Source organism: Micrococcus sp. Alg238-R198, assembly GCF_900537135.1.
Classification (GTDB): Bacteria; Actinomycetota; Actinomycetes; order Actinomycetales; family Micrococcaceae; genus Micrococcus; species Micrococcus luteus.
Window position 1 is genome coordinate 20,821 of record NZ_UNRH01000005.1, and the last position, 17,748, is coordinate 38,568.

At 66.3% G+C, this 17,748-nt stretch carries 17 protein-coding genes and 2 pseudogenes; 9 read left to right on the plus strand and 10 right to left on the minus strand.

All coding sequences use genetic code 11. The features are described from left to right. Position 1: 1 nt before the first annotated feature. The 3 genes from G6R13_RS06190 to G6R13_RS06200 all read left to right on the plus strand — a co-directional run bounded on the left by G6R13_RS06190 (position 2) and on the right by G6R13_RS06200 (position 2,984). Positions 2-622 (plus strand): AMP-binding protein, encoded by a 621-nt coding sequence (locus tag G6R13_RS06190; RefSeq protein ID WP_051995213.1) that lies wholly within the window; start codon positions 2-4, stop codon positions 620-622. 260 nt (positions 623-882) lie between these two features. After that, positions 883-2,124, plus strand: coding sequence for a DNA (cytosine-5-)-methyltransferase (gene dcm, locus G6R13_RS06195; RefSeq protein ID WP_223247475.1), 1,242 nt, complete (start codon positions 883-885; stop codon positions 2,122-2,124). A gap of 32 nt (positions 2,125-2,156) precedes the next feature. Beyond that, the gene (locus G6R13_RS06200; RefSeq protein ID WP_197458584.1) at positions 2,157-2,984 is read left to right on the plus strand and encodes a hypothetical protein; all 828 of its coding nucleotides are present in this window, start codon (positions 2,157-2,159) and stop codon (positions 2,982-2,984) included. 136 nt (positions 2,985-3,120) lie between these two features. Here the strand turns inward: G6R13_RS06200 and G6R13_RS06205 are convergent, their stop codons facing one another. Continuing rightward, complete coding sequence (locus tag G6R13_RS06205) at positions 3,121-4,464, minus strand: IS256-like element ISMlu11 family transposase (protein WP_163721296.1); 1,344 nt, start codon at positions 4,462-4,464, stop codon at positions 3,121-3,123. 131 nt (positions 4,465-4,595) lie between these two features. On the opposite strand from G6R13_RS06205, the pseudogene G6R13_RS06210 reads away from it, so the two are divergent. Next, positions 4,596-6,635, plus strand: a pseudogene (locus tag G6R13_RS06210) (type III restriction-modification system endonuclease); the annotation flags it as partial. A gap of 15 nt (positions 6,636-6,650) precedes the next feature. Continuing rightward, a complete protein-coding gene (locus G6R13_RS06215; RefSeq protein ID WP_163721224.1) occupies positions 6,651-7,739 on the plus strand; it encodes a DUF3644 domain-containing protein in 1,089 nt (362 codons plus the stop codon). 842 nt (positions 7,740-8,581) lie between these two features. Here G6R13_RS06215 and G6R13_RS06220 read toward each other — a convergent pair. From G6R13_RS06220 to G6R13_RS06230, 3 genes and pseudogenes are all read right to left on the minus strand, one after another. Continuing rightward, positions 8,582-8,981, minus strand: a pseudogene (locus tag G6R13_RS06220) (phosphatidylinositol kinase); the annotation flags it as partial. A gap of 1 nt (position 8,982) precedes the next feature. Next, positions 8,983-10,137, minus strand: a complete 1,155-nt coding sequence (locus tag G6R13_RS06225; RefSeq protein WP_163721226.1) for a glycerate kinase — start codon at positions 10,135-10,137, stop codon at positions 8,983-8,985. Between the two features lie 29 nt (positions 10,138-10,166). Continuing rightward, complete coding sequence (locus G6R13_RS06230; protein WP_163721228.1) at positions 10,167-11,570, minus strand: GntP family permease; 1,404 nt, start codon at positions 11,568-11,570, stop codon at positions 10,167-10,169. A 185-nt stretch (positions 11,571-11,755) separates the two neighbouring features. Here G6R13_RS06230 and G6R13_RS06235 point away from each other — a divergent pair, with 185 nt between their 5' ends. From G6R13_RS06235 to G6R13_RS06250, 4 genes are all read left to right on the plus strand, one after another. Continuing rightward, positions 11,756-12,016: a type II toxin-antitoxin system prevent-host-death family antitoxin gene (locus G6R13_RS06235; protein WP_163721230.1), complete on the plus strand. Its 261-nt coding sequence runs from the start codon at positions 11,756-11,758 to the stop codon at positions 12,014-12,016. Beyond that, positions 12,017-12,271, plus strand: coding sequence for a Txe/YoeB family addiction module toxin (locus tag G6R13_RS06240; protein ID WP_163721233.1), 255 nt, complete (start codon positions 12,017-12,019; stop codon positions 12,269-12,271). It abuts the gene before it with no gap. 1 nt (position 12,272) lies between these two features. Then, positions 12,273-12,839 carry a mismatch-specific DNA-glycosylase gene (locus G6R13_RS06245; RefSeq protein WP_163721234.1) on the plus strand — a complete coding sequence of 189 codons (567 nt, stop codon included), beginning with the start codon at positions 12,273-12,275 and terminating at the stop codon, positions 12,837-12,839. A 63-nt stretch (positions 12,840-12,902) separates the two neighbouring features. After that, positions 12,903-13,136 (plus strand): hypothetical protein, encoded by a 234-nt coding sequence (locus G6R13_RS06250; protein ID WP_163721236.1) that lies wholly within the window; start codon positions 12,903-12,905, stop codon positions 13,134-13,136. Positions 13,137-13,149: 13 nt separating this feature from the next. On the opposite strand, the gene G6R13_RS06255 is transcribed toward G6R13_RS06250, so the two are convergent. The 6 genes from G6R13_RS06255 to G6R13_RS06280 are packed head-to-tail and all read right to left on the minus strand — an operon-like array spanning position 13,150 to position 17,729. Further along, the gene (locus G6R13_RS06255; protein ID WP_163721238.1) at positions 13,150-13,932 is read right to left on the minus strand and encodes an SCO1664 family protein; all 783 of its coding nucleotides are present in this window, start codon (positions 13,930-13,932) and stop codon (positions 13,150-13,152) included. Beyond that, complete coding sequence (locus G6R13_RS06260) at positions 13,932-14,474, minus strand: DUF3090 domain-containing protein (RefSeq protein ID WP_134416745.1); 543 nt, start codon at positions 14,472-14,474, stop codon at positions 13,932-13,934. Before G6R13_RS06260 ends, G6R13_RS06255 begins: the two co-directional genes overlap by 1 nt. Next, positions 14,471-15,208, minus strand: a complete 738-nt coding sequence (locus G6R13_RS06265) for a histidine phosphatase family protein (protein WP_205521335.1) — start codon at positions 15,206-15,208, stop codon at positions 14,471-14,473. Before G6R13_RS06265 ends, G6R13_RS06260 begins: the two co-directional genes overlap by 4 nt. Before the next feature lie 31 nt (positions 15,209-15,239). Continuing rightward, positions 15,240-15,629: a hypothetical protein gene (locus G6R13_RS06270; protein ID WP_163721241.1), complete on the minus strand. Its 390-nt coding sequence runs from the start codon at positions 15,627-15,629 to the stop codon at positions 15,240-15,242. Then, positions 15,626-17,032, minus strand: a complete 1,407-nt coding sequence (locus tag G6R13_RS06275) for a Dyp-type peroxidase (protein ID WP_163721243.1) — start codon at positions 17,030-17,032, stop codon at positions 15,626-15,628. The genes G6R13_RS06270 and G6R13_RS06275 overlap by 4 nt, the downstream gene beginning before the upstream one ends. Position 17,033: 1 nt before the next feature. Beyond that, positions 17,034-17,729: a hypothetical protein gene (locus G6R13_RS06280; RefSeq protein ID WP_163721245.1), complete on the minus strand. Its 696-nt coding sequence runs from the start codon at positions 17,727-17,729 to the stop codon at positions 17,034-17,036. Positions 17,730-17,748 lie beyond the last annotated feature (19 nt).

Consider the following 17,748-nt stretch of genomic DNA (forward strand, 5'->3'; position numbering starts at 1 on the left):
GTTGATCGGCGCGCTGCGCTACGTGCTTTCTGGCGGCGCGCCACTGGCCGTGGAGACGCTGCGGGAGGCCGAGGCCGAGGCGGCCTTCGGCGTGCCGGTGCGCGAGGCCTACGGCCTGTCCGAGTCCTGCGGGCCCGTGTGCTTCAACCCCATGGACGGCCCCAGCCGCCCCGGCACCGTGGGGCGGCCGCTGGAGGGTGTGGAGTTCCGCATCGTCACCCCGGAGGGCGTGGAGGTGCCGGAGAGGGACACCGAGACCCCCGGCGAGCTGCGCATCCACCGGCCCGTGGTCATGTCCGGGTACCTGGGCCTGCCGGAGGCCGGGGCCGCCGCGTTCGACGACGACGGCTGGCTCCGCACCGGCGACCTCGCCCGGCGGGACGAGGAGGGCTACTACCGGATCGTGGGCCGGCTGAAGGACATCAACATCCGCAACGGCTACAACGTGTACCCGCGCGAGGTCGAGGATGCGCTCTATGTGCACCCCGACGTCGCCGAGGCCGAGTTCTCCGCGTTCGTGCGCGAGCGCCTACTCTCGTACAAGGGGCCGCAGCCGGTGACGCTCATGGACTCGTTGCCGAAGAACGGGACGGGGAAGATCGTGAAGGACCTGCTGCGGTGAGGGGCCTGATCTGACTGGTTGGACGTATCCCAAGGGCGAGTGGAGCCCCGCCCCGATCTTCACGACGGTGGACAAGAACCCTGAGCTTGTCATTAGGCGTGCGGTCCGCACCGAATGAGGAGAACCTTGAGTGCGGTGGACCGCTCGTGGGCAGTTTCGCCTAACGTGTCCGGGGTGCGCGAGACGATGGCCTCAGACAGCATCTCACCGTCCCGCGGCTCCATGTGGGGCCGAGCTGGACACGGGTAGAGTCGTAGGTCATGGCCCACCAGGCCATGCAGAGAGGTAGGCGTCGTATGGTCCACTTGACGGGTCTATTCGCAGGTATCGGTGGCATTGAGCAGGGCTTCCACAATGCGTTGGGATCAAAGGTCGAGACAGATCTTCTGTGTGAGTCTTGGGCCCCTGCTCAAATCGTTCTGAAGAATCGGTTTCCCGGTGCTGAGCTGCACCCAGACGTTCGAGAGCTGGCATCCCTGCCGGAGGCAACTGACATACTTTCCGCTGGGTTCCCCTGTCAGGATCTCTCACAGGCAGGTCGAACTGCGGGCATTCGCGGGGAGCAGTCCGGGTTGGTGACGCATTTGTTCGAGCTGCTTCGGCGTCGCATCTCTGCTGGACGACGACTTCCCACACTGCTCATTGAGAACGTCCCCAACATGCTGGCCCTCGACAAGGGTGCTGCGATGGAGTTCCTGGTCCAGGAGATGGAGACCCTTGGATACTCTTGGGCTTACCGGGTCGTCGACACTCGTTTTACGGGACTGCCGCAGAGGCGCCGTCGTGTAATCGTTGTTGCCTCGGTGAACCTCAACCCGTCGGAGGTCCTTTTTGCGGACGAGGCGGCGTCACGCCCTGATGATCATTATTCCTCCGACGCCTTTGGATTCTACTGGACGGAGGGTAAGGGTGGATTGGGGTGGGCACCCGACGCGATTCCGACGCTCAAGGGTGGCTCCACGATCGGCATCGCTTCACCTCCTGCCATTTGGGTCCGTGGCGCGGAGGACGCCACTCGCGCCTTGGTGGTGCCGAGGGAAGCAGAAATGGAATCATTGCAGGGGTTCCCCCGCGGGTGGACTGATCTCGACTTCGGCTTGAGCGCTGCGCGGACGCGCGGAACCCGGAGCAAACTCCTTGGCAATGCAGTCTCGGTGCGTGTTGCAGAGTGGGTGGCTCGGCGAGTCTTCGCGCCAGGCGAAGTGGTGTGCCCCTCCGTCGATTGGGGCTCATCCAGGCAGTGGCCGAACGCTGCTGCTGGTATGGGCGGGAAGCGATGGCGAGTGGAGGCCAGCGAATTTCCCACTCTGGAACCGTATGAGCACTTGCTGGAGCATGTTGACGTGTCGTCAGCCCCGGCGTTGAGCCGGCGTGCGGTGTCGGGTTTCCGTTCGCGCCTTCTCCAGGGGAACTTGGGCCGATATCCGGGATTCCGCGAGGCTGTGGCTGAGGCGGACAGGGCATTGACTGAAGATCAGCTGATTACCAAGTTGGAGGCATGAACGTGTTTGGCCCCGATATTCTGGCTCGAACCATGAGCGAACCGGCAGACCCCACCAAATATGGAATTCGCTGGCAATATCATTCTCGATCAGATCGTCATGGAAAAGTGGCCAGTTGGGGCGTCGCCTTCGACTTGCTTCGCTCGTCGAGTGTGATGCGGCAACATGCCCGCGACGGCAAGATTGTCCTTGGTGTCAATCTGAAGTTGAGTGATTTCGAAACGAAGAAGAGCAAGGTGCTTGACTTGGTCATCGCCCGACCAGGAGGAGCGGCGACATCGGCCCGCGGCGAGTCCCTGGTCTCTCTCGCGCAGCGCTACAACATGAACCTCTCCGGAGAAGAGATGGGCGAGCTGACGTCGCTACCAGATATTCCTGTGGCGCCTGTCGGGTCGGTTCTGGTGGCTCTAGAAGCTAAGGCCACGATGACTGCTCACGTCAAGTCACTTCCGCGTCTTCATGATGAATTGACCAGTTCCCACATCTCTGTACACGGTGAGAGCCAGACAGCCTTGGCGATTGGATACGCACAGGTTAATGTCGCAGACGTGTTTGTAAGTTCTAACCCTGCAAACGTTGAGCGCATTCATCTCGGGCAGGAACCCGTTGTCACTTCTCACAAGCAGCCCGGTGATTGTCAACGGGTGTTGGACACCCTTAATACTCTTCGGACTCGTTCCAGTTCCATCGGTATCGGTTTTGATGCAATTGGCGTAACTGTCCTCGACCTTCGGAACGATGACAGTCCTGTGAAAGTCGTTCATTCCCGACCCGCACCGCAGCCGGGGGACGCTTTTCACTACGACTCGATGATCATGCGCATGGCCACGCGCTACGACACGCAGTTCAGTGGGATCTGAAGACAAAGGCAACAACGGAAGATCTTGGGCCTCCAGCTGTGCAGCGCGGAGGATCATGGTCGCGAACCGAGCGCGGGACACCAAGCCTGAGCTCGCCGTTCGCGGGCGTGTCAACTTGTCTGTGTAAGCGGGGTGGTCACAGGTAGGGGTTGATCCGGTCGGGGTAGGCCGCGGCGAGCTGGGCGAGGGCCTGCTTCCAGTTCGTGACGGCCTGACCTTCGACGAGCCGGCCCTGGGCTTTGCGCTGGCCGGCGGGTTTGCCCCGGTCCCGAGCGCGTTCGGCGGCGCGTTTGTCTTCGATGTTGCAGATCGCCAGCCAGAGCAGCTTCACCGCCGCCTCGGTCGAGGGGAAGTGGCCGCGGTTCTTGGTCACCTTCCGTAGCTGGAAGTTCAGCGACTCGATGCTGTTGGTCGTGTAGATGACCTTGCGGAGCATGGGTGGGAACTGCAGGAACGGGATGAACCGCTCCCAGGAGTTCGCCCAGGTCGCGGCTGCAGACGGGTACTTCGTGCCGAGCTCGGAGGCCTCGAACTCGGCCAGCGCCTTCCTCGCGGTCTCTTCGTTGGGGGCGGTGTAGATCGGCTTCAGCGCGGCGGCGACCTTCTTGCGGTCCTGGTAGGCCACGAACCGCATCGCGGCCCGGATCAGGTGAACCACGCAGGTCTGGACCATCGAGTCCGGCCACGTCGCCTCGATCGCCTCCGGCAGGCCCTTGAGCCCGTCGCAGCACACGATCAGCACGTCCTGCACGCCCCGGTTGGCGAGATCGGCGCAGACGTGGGCCCAGAACGCCGAGCCCTCGGTGTCCTGGACCCAGCTCCCCCGCACGTGCTTGATGCCCTCGAGGTCCACGCCGACGGCGATGTAGGCGGCACGGTTGAGGACCTGGCTGTTCTCTCGGATCTTGATCCGGATTGCGTCGAGATAGATCACCGGATAGAACTCCTCCAGCGGCCGCGACTGCCACGCCAGGACCTCTTCGCTCACGGCGTCGGTGATGTTGGAGATCGTCTCGTGCGACAGGTCCGTGCCGATCGTGGAGGCCAGGTGGTGCTGGATGTCCCGGATCGTCATTCCGCCGGCATAGAGGCTGATGATCATGTCATCCAGGCCCCCGAGGCGCCGCTGGCCCTTGGGCACCAGGCGCGGGGTGAACGACCCGCCCCGGTCTCGCGGGACGTCCAGCTCGATCGGCCCGACCTCGGACTCCACGGTCTTCGGGGTGGTCCCGTTGCGGGAGTTGGCGTGCTTCGGCGCCTCGCTCGAGCCCTTCTCGTAGCCCAGATGGCTGGTCAGCTCGGCCTGCAGGCCCCGCTCGAGCGCGGCCTTGACCAGCGCGGGCACGAACCCGCCGTCACCGGTGAGCTCGACGCCGCCCGCGTCGATCTGCGCGAACAGGGCATCAAGCTGCCCTGAGGCTTTCAGCTGCTCGACCAGGTCCTGGCCCGAGGGCTCGCCTGGGTTCTTCTCGTCGATCATGGTCATGATTCTTACCGTTCCTCTCGGTACGGCTTACACAGACCATCTGACACGCCCACTCGTCTCATCTCAGCCGGCGCCTCGTGGCAAGAACCTCATGACCCACAACAACTAGTCTCTCCGCGCGAAAGCCGAAGCAGGCCACGTTCCAGAACATCGGTACGGGGAAGTCGCTCACCTTCGATATGGGGGAGTCGCTCGGCATCGCCGACGGCGCATTCGCGGGCATCACAATCGAGGGGATCGGCAAGACCGACAACCCGACGATCAAGTCCGGCGTCACGCTGTCCAACGGTCAGGCGCTAGGGACGGGGGACATCCTCTCGGCCCGGGTCTACTCCGACACCTATCAGAGCCTGATGATGCGACAGGCACTGGAGAACCACTTCGAGACCGAGTGGGAGAACTTCCGCCGCTCGTCCAAGGTCAAGACCCTCACTCTGTTCTTTATCGACTCGATCGAGTCCTATCGCGGCAGCGACGGTTCGAAGGGGCACCTCAGACAGCGCTTCGAGGAGCTCCTCACCGCACGGCTCACCGCGGAGATCGAGAAGCGCGAGGGCGACTCCTCGCCCGTCGCGAAGGAGTACGTCGCCTACCTGCGCGCGTCGCTTGCTGATGTCGAGGCGACGAACGGCGGATACTTCTCCGCGGACAACTCCACCACCGACGAGGCCATCCAACGCGAGGTCGACGACATCCTCCGCAATAAGGAGGCGATGCTGTCCTTCGAGACGGCGAACGGTGCGCCGAACACTCGTCGATTCCTGTTTTCGAAGTGGACGCTCCGCGAGGGCTGGGACAACCCGAACGTGTTCCAGATCGTCAAGCTCCGGTCGTCCGGATCGGAGATCTCGAAGCTCCAGGAGGTAGGCCGTGGCCTCCGGTTGCCCGTGGACGCGAAAGGCACTCGTCTCGCGGGCGAGCAGTTCTACCTCACCTACCTCATCGACTACACGGAGCAAAAGTTCGCCGAGTCTCTCGTCGACGAGATCAACTCCGACGTCGCCGTGGGCCCAGCCAAGGTGAAGGAGCTACTGCCCAAGGTCGCCGACGAGCTCGGCAAGACGGAGACGGAACTCTTCATCGAACTCCTGCAGCAGGGGCTCGTCGATCCCGACAAGAACGTCGTCCCGGGGCGCGAAGATGACCTGTTCGCTGCCTACCCCGCGTTCAACAAGACGGGCCTGAAGCCTGACAAGGTGGTGAAGGGAAATCAGAAGGTTAAGGTCGGCATTCGCTCCGAGCGGTACTCCGCGCTCAAGGACCTCTGGGAGACGCTGAACGCCAAGTACTACCTCCGCCTCGACGAGCTCGCGGCCGACGAGATGGATGAGTGCATCGACGAGGTGCTGGGCGCTGATATCTACCGGCACGAGTTCGGTCGATTCGCGCAAGATGTCGTCGTGCAGGCTGACGAGGGCTCGTCCCTGGAGGTTCGGACGGAGACGAAGAAGGTCTTCAACGCAACCGAGACGATGCCGTACGGCGACTGGCTGAAGCGTGTCCGTGCTCAGACGGGACTCCCGATCGATCGTGTCCACGCGGGGCTCGTCCGCCTCGACGCGAAGAAGAGCCTCCCCGCCGACTTCTTCAACAAGGCGACCCTGCATGAGTTTGTTGCTGGGTTCACGGAGTGGATGGAGTGTAACTACCTCGAGCGGTTCACGTACTCGAAGATCGAGGGGCTCGTACTCGGCACGGAACTCACCGATGCAGATGGTGCCCCGCTCGAGAGCATCACGCAGGGCAACATCGGCGTCTTCCGCGACGACAAGGCCATCGTGCCGGACAAGTTCCTGTACGACGCGTTTGTGTACGACTCACCGAAGGAGTCCGAAACCATCCGCGACTCGAAGCTCGACGAGGTCATTGTCTTCGGGAAGATCCCGCGCCGGTCGATCAAGGTGCCTCTGTACTTCGGCGGCACTACGAGCCCGGACTTCATGTACGTGCTCAGGCGCGAGGACGGCGGACTGTCCCTGAACTTCATCATCGAGACAAAGGACGTCAAGAGGCACTCGGACCTCCGCGATAGCGAGAAGTTAAGGATGGGGGCAGCACGGCGGTTCTTCGAATCGATGAGCTCCGAGGGCATCGACGTTACGTTCCGCGATCAGGTGCAGCGGGACGACATCGCATCACTAATCAAACAAGTACTGACGGAATAAGAAGGTCACCCGCGCATGGTTGCCCGAAAAACTAAACAGTACGTCGAGACCGCCGTAGAGTCGCTGACCCTCGCTATTGAGCTGTTCAATCGACCAAGCCCGACAGGGCGTGAGCACGCGACGGTCATGATGGCCGCACACGCCTTCGAGATGCTGTTGAAGGCCGCGATCTACGAGCAGCGCAAGAAGGTTAAGTTTTCCGGAAGCGATCGTTCCTTCGACCTCGGTAAGTGTGTGGCCATCGCGGAGACCTCGTTGGGGCTCATCGATGACGGAGACCGAGTTGTCCTGCTCGCTCTCAAGGACGATCGAGACACCGCGACCCATGACGTCATTGTGATGAGTGACGATGTTCTGTGGCTGCACCTGCGATCGGCTGTGACAATCTTCCGCAAAGTGCTGCTCAGTCTTACCGGTCAGGATCTCACCGACGTGATGCCGGGGCGCGTGCTCCCTGTATCGGCCACCCCGCCCACTGACGTCGGCCTCGTCGTCGGGAGGGAGGCCGAGCAAATTGCAAAGCTGCTCCGACCTGGCACGCGGCGCCGCGCGGAGGCAAGGGCGCGAGTGTTGCCGCTCATGTCTCTTGATCGCGCAGCTCGAGGAGAGACGGAGCCGCCGGCAGAATCGGAGATCAACCGGACCCTGCGGAACCTCAAGGAGAATTCCGACTGGACATCGGCGTTTCCTGGCGTGGTTGGCCTACAGCTAGTCGGGTCGCCACGCCCTTCGGATCAGGTCCAGGAGATCAGTCTCAGGATTGATTCGAAACGAGGGGAAGTTGCTGTTCGGCTAGCGCGGGAGGGTGAAGATGCTGCCGCATACCGGGAAGTCGACACCTTCGATCGGTACTCACTCAAGTTAAGCAAGCTAGGGGAGAAGCTCGGGCTGACTCGGCATCAGGGATATGCCATGATTCATTATCTTGATCTCAAGGCAGATCCGGCCTGTTATAGATGCAGAACGACTCCTAAGGGAAACATTGCATGGCAGGGGCTGAGCAATCGGGCCCTAGACCGCGCGCGGAAAGCGTTGAACGAGGGCCTCGACATTAACGCAGTGGTCGCAACATACAACGCTCGCAATGCGAGGAATGTAAAATAGAAATCTTTAGGGGTTGGTTGGTTGGCTGACTCGGCTCGGGCGGAGTGAATCGCTTGACTCCACGAGTCCCTAATGGGAGACCGATTCGCTGATCCGCCACGGTACCACAATTGCCCCCCTGTGGGGTCACCGGTACTGGCATATCTTTGCGTATGATGTTTGCATTTGATTCGCCTCCACGTGGCTTTATCTGATCTATTATGCTAACAAACGGTGGCTGTGTCGAAAGTCGCAGTGATTTGCGTCCGGTCATTCCTCCCTTTCGTTCTGCGTTGCCCTTCTGCCACTTGCGTGCGCTGCCCTCATGACGACCCTGCGAGCCCAACTTTGCTTGCGTGAATTGTCCACTGAGATAGGCGTTCCGGAGTTGGATTCCTGCGTTGCCGTCTCGGCGGTAATCGCCACGGGTGAGAGGATTGGGATCCTTGCGCAGTCGCCATCTCACTTACGCAGGCGTGACGCAGCCCGCACTTTCATTGCGGCGTAACGGGGTCCTCAGCAGAATCGAAACATACGTGCCCGAAGGCAGATGCGAATGGCGTGCGGTAGAGCGACCACGAGATCAGGGTATGCTGTGGAAGTGGCTCGCACTTTGCATGCATAGGGGCATCGCGATTAGCCCCAGAGGGCGCGGTGAGGCGCATGCAAAGTGATATGTGGAAGCCGTGTGCTGCCAGCATCGCAACACCGTGACGCCTCCCCGGGGGGTCTTGCGCAGGCGTTCGCACAGGGCCCCCTTGACTGGCGGTCGTCACATGACTCGCTGTGATCCTGTGGGCCGTGTACTGCAGCCGCCAGGTTATCCGCCCCTGTGGACAAGCATCGGCACCTACGGCGGCGTCTTAGAGCAACGGCCAAGGCACGGCTGGTGTCAGCCCGCTCGGTGCCGGGAAGGTCCCGTCGTCGAGCACCTGGGCACAGCGTTCGGCAAGGGCTTCGACTTCCTCGACACTGAGCAGCTCCGCCAGCCCCCGCCCCAGCTCACCGTCGAGCCCGTGGAGAACCCGGGCGACGCCGTCGCACTCCTCCTCGTTCAGCTCCTCACCGATCCATCCCCACAGCACGCTCCGCAGCTTGTCGTTCACATGGAACGTGAGCCCGTGGTCCACGCCGTACCGGTGACCACCGGGCATGGCGAGGATGTGGGCGCCCTTGCGGTCGGCGTTGTTGACGATCACGTCGAACACCGCCATGCGGCGTGGCCTCCGGGTCCAGGACCAACCGGTTCCCGTCCTCGCCTTCCTCAACGTGTGAGCCCGGCGGGGGAGCAGGCCATCACCAGGCGCCCGACGTCGCGGGCGGTCGCGGTCAGGTCTTCTGCCGTACGGCGGATCGCTGTCGCCAGGTCCTGGGGGCCGCGGCCAATGGGCACGATCGCGGTGATGCCCTCGTCGTAGAGGGTGTCCGCGTCCTGTCCCACGGAGCCGGCGAGGACGATCACCGGAATCGCACGACCGGCTGCGCGCACGGCCTGGGCCACGCCGATCGGCACTTTCCCGGCCAGGGACTGGCCGTCGATGCGCCCCTCACCGGTGATGACGAGGTCAGCGGTCTTCATGAGGTCATGGAAACCCGCCGTCTCGAGGACGACGTCGATACCCGGCTTCAAGGTGGCCCCGATGAAGGCGTGCAGGCCACCGGCGAGACCCCCCGCCGCTCCCGCACCGGGGAGCGCGTCGATCGCGACCCCGAGGTCTCGCTCGACGATGCCGGCGAGATGAACCAGGCCGGTATTCAGGCTCGCCACTGATGCAGGATCCGCCCCCTTCTGGGGGCCGAACACGTGGGCTGCACCCTGCGATCCCGTGAGGGGGTTGCTGATGTCACACATCACCTCCACGTCGACGTCGCGGAGCCGGTCTCGTGCCGGGGTGGAGTCGATCCGCGCAATCCGGGTGAGGGTGTCGCCGGTCGGGACGAACTCCTCACCAGCGGCGTCGAGGAACCGGACGCCGAGGGCGGCGGCAGCGCCCGTGCCGCCGTCCGTCGTGGCGCTCCCGCCGGCCCCGACGATGACTTTGCGCGCGCCAGCGGACACCGCGTCGAGGATCTGCTCGCCGACTCCGAACGTCGTGGCCCGCCCCGTGTCCTCGCGTCCGGAAGCGAGCGGGAGCCCGGCACATGAGGCTGTCTCCACCACCGCCACGTCCGGGTCGATCAGTCCGTAATGGACGGGCACGCGTTCGCCGTAGAACACCCCGCAGACGGTCGCGGATCGCAAGGCGCCTCCTGCGGCAGTCACGAAGGCCTCGACGGTGCCCTCCCCGCCGTCGGCGATGGGCACCACGAGGACCTCGGCGTCGGTGACCGACGCGAGACCCGCCGCGATCGCGGAGCCCGCCTCCCGCGACGACAGGGCCCCCTTGAATGAGTCTGGGATGACGATGATGCGCTGCACGCGTGGATCTCCTAAGTCAGGTGACGGGGTCAGACGAGGACGAGGCCGAGGAGCCAGATGAACACGATGGAGGTGACTCCCATCAGGAGCGTGACCATCGTCTGGGTGCGGTAGCCCTGCGAGGGCGTCATGCCGCTGAAGTTGGTGACCACCCAGAAGTACGAGTCGTTGGCATGGGAGACGGTCATGGCGCCGGCCGCAATGGCCATGACCACGAGCGCGCTGGCCACCGGGGTCTCGAAGCCCAGTGCGGGCAGCATCGGGAAGACCATGGCCGACGTGGTCGTGAGTGCCACTGTGGAGGAGCCCTGCGCGGTCTTCAGGACGGCGGAGACGAGGAAGGGGAAGAACAGTCCGATGACCGACAACCGCGCAGCGTTGCTCTCGATGAAGGTGACGAGGTCGGTGGCGGTGATGACGCGCCCCAGCACACCGCCGGCCGCCGTGATGAACAGAATGGGGCCGACGACCCGAAGGGTCTCTTCTGTCAGGTCGTAGAACGTCTCACCCCGGCGCACGCTGAACAGCACGCCGACTGCACAGAGGGTGCCGACGGCGAGCGCGATCATCGGCGTGCCGAGGAACCGGGCGAAGTCACCCGCGGGGCCGGTCCACTTCAGGACGGATGCGAGCGAGCCGAGAGCCATGAGCAGGATGGGGGCGACAATGGGCGCGAAGGACGCAGCAGTCCCAGGCATCCGCCCGTAGGACCGGCGAAGCGCGTCGTAGGCCGCCTCCAGCTCATCCGCGTCCTCCGTGCCGGTCTCCTCAGGGGAGGTCACCCTCTTGCCGATGTAGAGGGCATACAGGTACGCGACGAGGAGTGCGGGGATCGAGACGAGGACGCCGAGGCCGATCACCAACAGAAGGTGGTCACCGATGCCGAGGTTCTGTGCGGCTGCGATGGGCCCCGGGGTCGGCGGGATGAAGACGTGCGAGGTGTACAGGCCCGCGGCCAGGGCCACGGTCATCGCCACGGGTGACGCCCCGGTGCGACGGGCCAAGGCCTTGCGGATGGGGTTGAGAATGACGAAGCCGGAGTCGCAGAACACGGGGATGGAGACCACCCAGCCCATGAGCTGCATCGCCAGGACGGGGTAGCGCTTGCCGACGACCCTCACGAGCGCATCGGCGATCCTGAAGGCACCGCCGGTGCGCTCCAAGATGAGTCCGATGAGCGTGCCCAGGATGATGACGATGCCGATCGAGGTGAAGATCCCGGAGAATCCCTCCCCGATCACGTCGGCGATGCCCTTGACGGGCGCTTCCCCTTCGGCGCCGGTCGACTTCACCAGCGGGATCCCACCGATGATCCCCAAGGCGAAGGCGACGACCATGATCGAGAGGAAGGGGTGGATCTTCCATCGGGAGATCATGACGATCATCAGGGCGATGGCGAGGATGAAGACGAGCAGAAACGGTATTCCAGTCATCGGAAGTCCTTTGTGCGGCAGGGGATTCCAGCCAGAGTAGGACCGATGGGACTTCAGCGGCGATGTTCTGACGAACAGGGTTCGGTCGTCTCGATGGTCCTCTGCATCCCGCAGGGTGCCTCCTGAGTTCCACCTCACCGACTGGTACCATAAGCAGGTACCACGACGCGCCTGAGGAGGCCCGCATGTCCATCAGTGCCAGTGAAGCCCGCAAGACCCTGTTCCCACTCATCGAGCGAGTGAATGCGGACCGCGAGGCCGTGGAGATCGTCTCCCGCAGGGGCAACGCCGTCCTCATGCCCGCGGACGAGTACGCGGCCTGGCAGGAGACCGCCTACCTGTTCCGCTCCCCGGCCAACGCCCGCCGGCTGCTGGACGCCTACGAGCGCGCCCGCGCAGGGAGCGTCGAGGAGCACCCTCTGGACCGCCTGGACGGGGACGCCTGAGTGCGCCTCGTGTGGGACCGCTCCGCCTGGGAGGACTACACGCACTGGCAGACCACGGACCGCAAGGTCCTCAAACGGATCAACACCCTCATCGACGCCGCCCTGTGTCATCCCTTCGAGGGGATCGGCAAGCCCGAGCAGCTGAAGTACGGCGCAGCCGGGGCATGGTCCCGGCGCATCACGGAGGAGCACAGGCTCGTCTACCTCGTCGACGGCGAGGACCTGATCATCCTCCAGGCGAGGTATCACTACTGACATGCGCTTCACCCAGGCCGAGCTCCAGCAGTTCCGCGACCACACCGTCCCCGACCTGCTGCCAGACCCGCTGCGGCTGCTGTTCATCGGCATCAACCCCGGCCTGTGGACCGCCGCCACCGGTGCGCACTTCGCCCGCCGCGGCAACCGCTTCTACCCGGCCCTGCACCGCGCCGGGCTCACCCGACACCTGATCGACGCCTCCGACGGCTACAAGGCCGAGGACCTCGCCGAGCTGCACGCCCGCGGCATTGGGATCTCCAACCTCGTCCCGCGTGCCACGGCCCGCGCCGACGAGCTCACCGCGGAGGATCTCGCCGCCGCCCCCGCCCGCCTGGACGCGCTCGTGGCCGCGCATGCGCCGGCCGTCGTCGCCGTGTTGGGGGTGACGGCCTACCGGCAGGCGTTCGGACGCCCGAAGGCGGCGCTGGGGGAGCAGCAGACACCGTGGCCGGGCACGCGGCTGTTCGTGGCGCCGAACCCCAGCGGGCTCAACGCTCACGCCACCCTGGACTCGCTCGCCGCGGATTACCGCGCGGCCGGTGCCGCGGCGGGGCTCGTGGACTGAGTGCACCCGCCGTCCCTGCGACCGCGCTGGACGCCCGCTGGGATCTCCGATCGGGTGGGCGCCGTGCGCACACGAGTCACCACCTCGCTCCTGGGCCTCGGCCTGACCGCCGCGGCCCTCGTGGGCTGCCAGACGCGGACGTGGACCTCGACGTGCTCCACAGACACCACCCTGCGCAGCAGCGAGATCTCCGTGTCAGGCAACGCGTTCCAGGACCTGCCCTTCCCCGTCTCCGGGCCGATCCTCGCCGGCGTCGGCGAGAACTCGCTGGACTTCACGATCAGCCGGACGCGCTGACGCCTCAGGCCGCTTAGAACAGCGGCCAAGGCACGGCCGGCGTCAGCCCGCTCGGGGCAGGGAAGGTCCCGTCGTCGAGTAAGCCGGCGGAACGCTCGGCGAGGGCGCCGATCTCCACGGCACTCAGCAGCTCCGCCAGCCCCCGCCCCAGCTCACCGTCGAGCCCGTCGAGAACCCGGGCGACGCCGTCGCGCTCCTCCTCGCTCAGCGCCTCGCCCAGCCACCCCCACAGCACGGTCCGCAGCTTGTCCGCCACATGGAAGGTCAGCCCGTGGTCCACGCCGTGGCGGTGGCCGCCGGGCATGGCGAGGATGTGGGCGCCCTTGCGGTCGGCGTTGTTGACGAGCACGTCGAACACCGCCATGCGGCGCAGCGCCGCCGAGTCCTCGTGGGCCAGGACCAGCCGGTTTCCGTCCTCGTCCTCGCCCTCCAGGATCGTGAGCCACCCCGCGGTCGGCACCTGGTCCGCCGGGAACAGGTCCACAGCATCCTGCTCAGGATCCTGCTCCTGCCAGAGCTGCACCATGCCCTTACCGAACGGGCCGTCGCGCAGCCAGGTGCGCGGCACAATGTCCCACCCCAGCGCCTCGGACACCAGGTGCGCGGCCACCTCCCGGCGGGCCAGGGTGCCCGCGGGGAAGTCCCACAGCGGGGCCTCGCCGGCCACCGGCTTGTAGACCACCGGGGTGTCACCGATCGCGCCGAGGAACGTGGCGTTGGACGCCGTCGTGATGCGGCCGGTGAGCGTCAGCTCCCCGGCCATCAGCTCGCCGGCGGGCACGTCCGCGGCGCTCATCAGGAGTCGGGGAGGGTGCAGTCGTGGCCGTCGGGGTCGATGGGCTGGCCGCAGTCCGAGCAGACCGGACGGCCGGCGTCCACGACCTCCCGGGTGCGCCGGGCGAACGCCCGGGCGGCGCCGACGGGCATGCGCACGCGCACGGCCTCGGCGTCCGCCTCGGGCGCCGGGTCGGCGTCGTCGTCGGAGAGGGGGTGCGCGTCGATGAGCACCTGCGCGGTGGTGGGGTCCCAGCCCAGGCCGATGGCCCCCACCCGGAACCACTCCTGCACCGGGTCCAGCGGATCGTTGTCCACGAGTTCCACGGGCGTGCTGGCCGGGACGCTGTGCGGGTTGCCCTCCAGCGCCATGAGATCGTCGAGGATCTCGTCGATCATCTCCGCCATCAGGGCCGACTGCTGCTTCTCCAGGGCCAGGCTCACCAGCCGGGGCCCGGTGCGCACCTGCAGGTAGAACGTGCGGGCTCCGGGACGCCCGAGCGTCCCGATCACGACGCGATCCGGCCAGTCGAACTCATGGGCGGGGGCAGGTGCATCAGTCATGCCACGATCCTAGGCGTCTGCTTGTCCACTGCACCGGTGCCCGTGCCTGCGCCCGTGCCCGCGCCGCCGCCCACCGGGGCGTCGTCGGACGGGCCGAGGGTCGCCAGCCAGGACAGGTCCCCGGCGTCGGTGTTGGTGGCCCAGACCCGCGGGCGGCTCGGACCGTAGCTCACGATGGACACGGAGGCGGGCCCCACCTCGATCCGCTGGAACAGATCCAGGTGCGTGCCGAGCGCATCGGCCAGGATCGACTTGATGACGTCCCCGTGGCTCACCGCCACCCACACCGCCCCGGGCCCGTGCTCGGCCTCGACCGCGGCGTCGTGCCGGCGGATCGCCGCCACCGCGCGGGCCTGCATGCCCGCCATGGACTCCCCGCCGGGGAAGACGACGGCGGACGGCTGGGTCTGCACCGTCGCCCACAGGGGCTCGGTGGCCAGGTCGCTGAGCGCGCGTCCCTGCCACTGGCCGTAGTCGCACTCGGTGAGGTCGTCGTCGACCAGCGAGGGCACCGTCCCCGGCTGGCGATCGAGGAGGGCGCGGGCCGTCTGCGCGCACCGCTCCAGGGGACTGGCCACCACCGCGGCCACGGGCACGGCCGCGATCCGATCCGCGGTGCGGGCCGCCTGCTCCCGTCCGTGGTCGTCCAGGCTGACCCCGGGGGTGCGGCCCGCCAGCAGTCCGGTCGCGTTGGCCGTGGTGCGGCCGTGCCGCACGAGAAGTACCGTCGCCATCACTCCAGCCTACTCACGGGGCGCGAGCGCCTCAGCGGGACGGGTCACGGGGCAGGGGAGTCCACCGCAGGGTGAGGCCCTCGACGGCGGCCAGCGCCGCGTGGGCGTCGTCGGCGGCGTCCTCCAGCCCGTCCGCCACGTCTTCACCGGCCGAGGTGAGCAGCAGGACGGCGTGGTCGTCCGCGCCGGGCTGCTCGCCCGGGTCGGCACGCCAGCCGCCCCTGCCCCGGACGCCGTCCTCGTCCCCGGGCAGGGAGCTCAGCCACGCGGCGGCGGCCCGGGCCGCCCCGGAGCCGACGACGTCCAGCCGCAGGGTCGCGGGGGAGCCGTCGTTGCCCGGCGGGGTGCCCCACAGCCAGTCGAGGTCCACCTGCCACGGCAGGGCGCCTGCGGGGCCGCCCGGGGACGGAGGCTGCATCATGCCTCGGCGTCCGACTGCTCGGAGGTCCAGCCCGCCTCACCGATCCACCGCAGGGCGTTGAGCGAGGGCATGAAGAGGTACTCGCCCCCGGCCATCCGGTTGAAGGTGGTGATGCCGTTGATGCGCTTGCGAGCCGGCTCGGCGGGGATGGTGAACTGCCCCTCCGTGGGGTCGTCCTCGTGCAGACCGACGATCGGATCCCGCTCGGAGCCGAGGTCGACGAAGTTGCCGCCGTTGATCCACTCCTGCTGCATGAACTCGATCGTGTCGAAGGCCCGGGCGCTGATGAAGATGAAGTAGATCCCGCGGTCCTCCTTCGCGTCGTCGGCCGAGCTCACCTCCGGCGACCACCCGGGACCGAAGGTCGAGGAGCGCCGGATGATCCGCTTGATGTTCACGTCCGTCATGATCGACAGGTCGCTGTCCCGCGGGTTGAGGCGACGCATGTGGCTGGAGTGCGGGCACATCAGGCCCTTCGGGTCGTCCTCGAAGGTGAAGTCGTTGCGCCGCTCCGGGTCGTTGCCCAGCTCCTCGTCGTCGTGGTCCGGGGAGAGCACCAGCGGGGCGCCGCTGCGCCACCGGCCGAACATCTTCGCGGCGATCCGGTGCTGCTCCTCCGGGTCCGGGCTCTGCGAGGCCAGGTACTCGTTGAAGGCGCCCACCCGACTGGCGAACTTGCGCAGCACCACGTAGGTCCCGTTGCGGCCCAGCACATCCGGCTGCGGCACGGCCAGCGGGGAGCCGGTCTCGCTGTTCTCGCCCAGGATGAACTCGCCGGCGGAGATGGAGCGCTCCTGGCCCGGCTGTGGCCGCACCCCGCTGCCGGCCACCGTCGGCTGCGAGATGGAGTCCCGGAAGCCGAAGGGGTTCTTGTTCAGCTCGTCGACCCCGAACCGGTGGGTGGCCACCAGGGTCACTCCGGTGGAGTGCTCCAGCACCTTCTCCGCCTGGTCCAGGGCGGCGTCCAGGGCGTCGGCGTCGGCCGCGTAGATCGTCAGCGCGATGTGACAGGCGTCCTGGGTGAACGCCTCGTCCCAGTGCTCCGGGGCGTTCGGCCCGGTGTCCATGAGCTGCTGAGCGCGGGCGGCCATCCCCTGCTGGTAGGGCAGCGGGAAGCTGGCCAGGGAGTCCTCGGGCAGCCCCAGGGCGCGCAGGCCGGCATAGCTGATCGCCACGCCGGTCCAGGACTGCAGGTCGTCGGCCCAGTCCTGCGCGGAGGTCACGTACTCGGTCAGGCGACGGACGAAGTCCCGACCGCCTTCGGCCTCCTCCACGGTCAGCATGGCGTGGGCGCCGACGTAGGGCTCAGGCCGCGACCGCAGCACCAGGCCCTGGATGTCGTCCAGGTCCAGCTCGACCCGCTCCCGATCGAAACGTTCCTTCAGGTCCTTGAGCACGCCCATCTCAGTAATCCACCGCCTCGGGGGTGGAGATCGTGTCGGTGAGCTGCTTCAGGGCGGCCGCGGTGTCCTCGTCCAGGTCGGTGCGCCCGGCCATCTGGTCCAGGAAGGTGTTCACCGCGTCCTCGGTGCGCTGCAGTCGACGCGTGTCCACCACGGTGACCTGCGGGTTCGCCACGAACCACCCGGAGGCGGTGATCTGGTGCTCGGCGATGAAGTCCTTCACGGCCGGGCTGTCGATGCCCGGCCACCCCTCCACGTTCTGGAAGAGGAGGTCCATCAGCTCGGGGATCTTGGTGGCGAAGTCGTTGATGTACGCATCCCAGTCGCCGTCGTAGGCCGTGGCGAAGAGGATCCGGGTGTTGTCGTCGAAGAAGACGAAGCGCATGTCGTGCAGCGTGGACACGCGCTGGGCGCCGTCCATGTTGCCGCGGGTCAGGTCGAAGATGCGCTGCAGCCGTTCGGCGCCGCCCGGCTTGAGGCGGGCGATCGCGGTCAGCTCCGAGACCTTGCCCGAGCGCATCCCCACGCGGCCGGCGGAGTCGGCCGTGCCGGACAGGTCCGGGTTGTGCTCGCGGATCATCGCCTCGAGGGCGATCTTGGCCAGCGTGGGGGCGTCCTGGGCGACGTCCTCGACGGCGCGCTTGACGGCGTCGAGACGGCTCTCGTCCTGGAGCCGGGGGTCTGAGCGGTCAGTCATGAGGTCCTCCTTCGAGAAT